Origin of the sequence: Falsiroseomonas sp. HC035 (genome assembly GCF_050563525.1) — a bacterium.
Classification (GTDB): domain Bacteria; phylum Pseudomonadota; class Alphaproteobacteria; order Acetobacterales; family Acetobacteraceae; genus Falsiroseomonas.
The window spans coordinates 1-3,786 of the sequence record NZ_JBNXUN010000048.1; the positions used below are offsets into that span (position 1 = coordinate 1).

Below are 3,786 nucleotides of genomic sequence, written 5' to 3' on the forward strand. Positions count from 1 at the left end.
TAGAGGCGCGTGTAATTCGCCGCGCGGTTAAACTCTGTCAGATGGAAGTCTTGATTTCACCAATATTTGAAGGACCGAATTAAAACGCGCAAAGCTACAAGAAGGACCAATAAAAGATGGTCCGGGAGCGCAGCGCAGAAGTTGCGATAACACCATGTCAAGCTTTGTGGACGGTGCCGTTGTTCGGCGCGAGTTTGACGATTTCGATGGACTAGGGACAGCCTTCGCCTCTTGGGAGTTGCAGGCAGCGCGCATCGACGGTGGACCCTTCGCCGCCCGGTTCGACATGGCAATGACCACGGAGATGCAGATCGCGCGCCTCAGGGTGTCCAGCGGATTGCTCATCACGGGTGCGACCCCACGTGGTGCGGGCGGTGCGGGCTTGATCAGCTCGGCCTCTAGCGGAATCAGATCGCTGGGTCGTTCCATCGATCCGGTCATCAACGCTCCCGCCCGGCTACGGCAATCGGAGACGCATTTCCTCAGCAATGGGCCGTTCGATCTCACGGTGATTGGGGTCGAGGAAGCGCTATTCGCGCGCCATCTGTCCGTCCGTCTGTATGAGGAGGCGACGAGGCAGGGCACAGATTGGCTCCTGCGGGCGCCGGCTGGAACCGCCAATTGCCCAGAGCGCGCATGCGCTATCAACAGCCTGCTCTCCGTGCTGTCGAGCAATGCAGCCGCCTCTCGCCAGGTCAAGCACAGGCTGCAGGAATGCGTGCTACAGATTCTTCTCGAGGGCCTCGAAACGTACGGAAGCTCGACGCCCGTCGTATCCTCCTCGACGAGGCGCCGCGTGGCCCGCGCGGCGGAGGAGTTGCTCCGCGCGCGGCTCGACGAACCACCATCACTGCTTGAGCTTTGCGAGGCCCTGAACGTGCCGGAACGGACTCTCCACGCAGCCTTCCAGGAAGGGTTCGGGATGTCGCCGAAGACATATCTTCGTTCGCTGCGCCTGAGTGCCGCGCATATGCGCCTGCGTAGCGGCGCGGGTTCGGTCACCGACACCGCGACCGAGCTCGGCTTCTTTCATTTTGGGCGCTTTTCGAGCGAGTACCGTACGATGTTCGGCGAACCGCCCTCGGAGACGCTGCGTCGCGCGCGTGGACTTTCGACGATCCAGAACTCTGAACTTGCTGCCAAAGCCCGGCAGTGACGGTCGAGGCGAGTGTGATGCCCCGGGACCCAGCCACTTACGGAGGCAATCTCTGGCTCTCCCGCTCAGCCGGAAACGGCTCCATCAGCCGCGGCAGTGTCGTCCCCTCCGGCTGCCGCCCGTCCAGGATCGCCTCGACGATGTCCAGCGCCAGCAGCGTGAGCCGGAGCAGGCGCGAGACTTAGGACGAGTTGATCTTCTCGGCGTTCCTCCCAAAGCGGATCCAGCCGCTCCAGTGCCCAGGCGCGCCTTGTCGTCTGTCATATCGGGCACCGAGGCCCGTGCCGCGCGCAAGGCCCCGAGCACCACCTCCGGCTGGCGCCGCAGCCCCCATACCTGCGTGGTGACCGCGCCCGCAATCTCCGCAGCCAGAAGGCGCGCAATGGCCCGCCCGTCCGCGGCGCTGCCCTTCAGCACCGACTGGCCCCCGCGGGTGGGGGGACGACATGGCGCTCCCGTCCCTGCCGAAGATTAGCCCACGCAGCAGCGAAGGCGTCTGGCAGCGCGCGCGATCAGCACGGGCCCGCGGGCTGATCGTCAGCAGCGCGTGCGCCGCGTCCCACAGCGCCTGCGGCATGTGACCTGCCCCCTGAAAGCGGCCACCGGTAATGTAGTCCAGCGACAGCGATAGTCCCGCCCCCGTCTCTGGTCCAGGGTCGACGCAAGTTATCAGGCTGGTTGGCGAAGGCCCTCGGGGTCAAGTTTGCCGGGGCAACGTGCGGCCGCTCCTCGTTGTCGTGGCACCTCCAATCTTCGATCCGTTGCCTGGCGCCGCCAAGGACAGAAACCACAAGGCGTTGAAGCACTCGGCCCGCAGCTCGGCGCTGGAGGCCTCGATTTCGCGTTGTCCGTCGGCGTGGAGCGGCCGGTCGCCACCACCGCCCGCTCGCCTGGCATCTGGTGGAGGCCGGATTCGACGTCTGGCTGATCTCTACGGTCGCCCTGGCCCGCCCGCTCTACGCGCCCCTTGCCGGGCCATTCACGCCGGAGCAGCATTGCTGAGAACCCTTGGGCGAGATCCACGACTGGCTCCGCGCCAATCCCGAGCGGCACGCGCCACCCCTTGGCAGGATACCAATGCATGAACGAGAGCATCCGGATCGTCTGCCCGGCCTGCGATGCCACCAACCGCGTCCCGGCCGCGCGGCGTGGCGAAGGCCCTCGCTGCGGCGCGTGCAAGGCGGCGCTGTTCCAGGCCAGGCCCGTAGCCCTGAGCGAGAAGCGCTTCCGCCACCACCTACGGAACAGCGACATCCCGCTGCTGGTCGATTTCTGGGCTAGCTGGTGCGGGCCCTGCCGCGCGATGGCGCCCGCCTTCGAAGCCGCCGCGGCACAACTCGAGCCCCGCATGCGCCTCGTCAAGGTCTCGACCGAGGAGGCGGCAAGCCTCGCCACGGAACTCGCTATCCGCAGCATCCCGACGCTGGCGCTGTTCGCCGGTGGGCGGGAGGTGGCGCGCCAGCCCGGCGCGATGCCGTTGCGCGGCATCATCGACTGGGCAGAGGGCGCCGCCACCTCGGCTTGACCAGCATCAATGCGCAGCCCCGGCGGGTGGTGCTGGATCTCATCTGGAAGGGGTTGCAGCCCCGCCTGCAGAGGAAAGCGAACATGACGCGCAATGTTGGCAACACGGACAGGGGCCTCCGGATCGCAGCAGGTGTCGTGCTGCTTGCACTCGGACTGTTCGGACCGCTCGGGTGGTGGGGCCTGATCGGCGTAGTGCCGTTGGCGACGGGGCTCTTGGGGAGTTGCCCGGTCTACAGCCTCATCGGCCTGAACACCTGCCCCTTGAGGCCGGAAAAGGCCTGAGCCCTGGCCCTGCCCCTGCCGAGGCGACCGGCCGCTGCCGCTCTCGGCCCGACCTCCTGCCTCGAATGGCATCGCCGCGTGAGCACCTCGGCCGGGCTTCCCGCCCGCCTCCCCTCCGCCGCGCCCTCACTTGCCGGAACCGCGACTGGGGTGATGCTCTGGGCACTGGTCTACAGCTGGCTCGTGCCCCTCTCGGACTGGCTCGTCTCCCTGCTCCCGATCGAGCGGAACAGCCATCTCGGACAGTCCATCGCCTTCTTCCTGTACGACGTTCCGAAGGTGCTGCTCCTGCTCGCCCTTGTGGTGTTCGCCATGGGCGTCGTCCGGTCCTTCTTCTCGCCGGAACGCACCCGCGCGGTGCTGGTGGGCCGGCGGCAGGGCGTGGGGAACGCGATGGCCGCGATCATGGGCCGGGACGCCTAGTGGTCGGTGCCAGCGGCGGTGCTGGTGGGCATCGCAATGTACTCGAACGCCGCGGGTATTATCCCGGTCGTCGAGGCGCTGCTGGGCAAGGGCGCGGCTCTCGGTACCGTGCTGGCCTTCATGATGTCGGTGATCGCGCTCTCGCTGCCGGAGATGATCATCCTGCGGAAGGTACTGTCGGTGAAGCTGATCGCCGTCTTTGCCGGCGTGGTGGGGTCCGGCATCCTCGCCGTCGGCTTCCTGTTCAACCTGCTTTTCGCCTGAAGGAGAGCTGCAATGAAGGACGCGAAGCTGCTCGGCCCCGGCTGCAAACGCTGCGATGCCGCGGTGCAGATCGTGAAGGACGCCGCTGCGAAGACCGGCGTAGAAGTCAACGTGGAGAAGGTGACCGACTTCGC

At 66.6% G+C, this 3,786-nt stretch carries 6 protein-coding genes and 1 pseudogene; 6 read left to right on the forward strand and 1 reads right to left on the reverse strand.

Going from position 1 to position 3,786, the window contains the following annotated elements; all coding sequences use genetic code 11:
• The first annotated feature begins 154 nt into the window (after window positions 1-154).
• Complete coding sequence (locus tag ACLF3G_RS29260; protein ID WP_430672901.1) at window positions 155-1,156, forward strand: helix-turn-helix transcriptional regulator; 1,002 nt, start codon at window positions 155-157, stop codon at window positions 1,154-1,156.
• Window positions 1,157-1,830: 674 nt separating this feature from the next.
• Here the strand turns inward: ACLF3G_RS29260 and ACLF3G_RS29265 are convergent.
• A pseudogene (locus tag ACLF3G_RS29265) lies at window positions 1,831-2,011 on the reverse strand (integrase core domain-containing protein); the annotation flags it as partial.
• Between the two features lie 226 nt (window positions 2,012-2,237).
• On the opposite strand from ACLF3G_RS29265, the gene trxC reads away from it, so the two are divergent.
• From trxC to ACLF3G_RS29290, 5 genes are all read left to right on the forward strand, one after another.
• Window positions 2,238-2,681 (forward strand): thioredoxin TrxC, encoded by a 444-nt coding sequence (trxC, locus tag ACLF3G_RS29270; protein ID WP_430672902.1) that lies wholly within the window; start codon window positions 2,238-2,240, stop codon window positions 2,679-2,681.
• Entirely contained in the window at window positions 2,678-2,965 is a 288-nt protein-coding gene (locus tag ACLF3G_RS29275; protein ID WP_430672903.1) for a YgaP family membrane protein, read from the forward strand. Before trxC ends, ACLF3G_RS29275 begins: the two co-directional genes overlap by 4 nt.
• Window positions 2,966-3,043: 78 nt before the next feature.
• A complete protein-coding gene (locus ACLF3G_RS29280) occupies window positions 3,044-3,388 on the forward strand; it encodes a hypothetical protein (RefSeq protein WP_430672904.1) in 345 nt (114 codons plus the stop codon).
• A gap of 6 nt (window positions 3,389-3,394) precedes the next feature.
• Window positions 3,395-3,652: a permease gene (locus tag ACLF3G_RS29285; RefSeq protein ID WP_430672905.1), complete on the forward strand. Its 258-nt coding sequence runs from the start codon at window positions 3,395-3,397 to the stop codon at window positions 3,650-3,652.
• A gap of 12 nt (window positions 3,653-3,664) precedes the next feature.
• Window positions 3,665-3,786, forward strand: a 122-nt coding sequence (locus ACLF3G_RS29290) for a thioredoxin family protein (RefSeq protein WP_430672906.1), incomplete at its 3' end; no start/stop codon positions are given.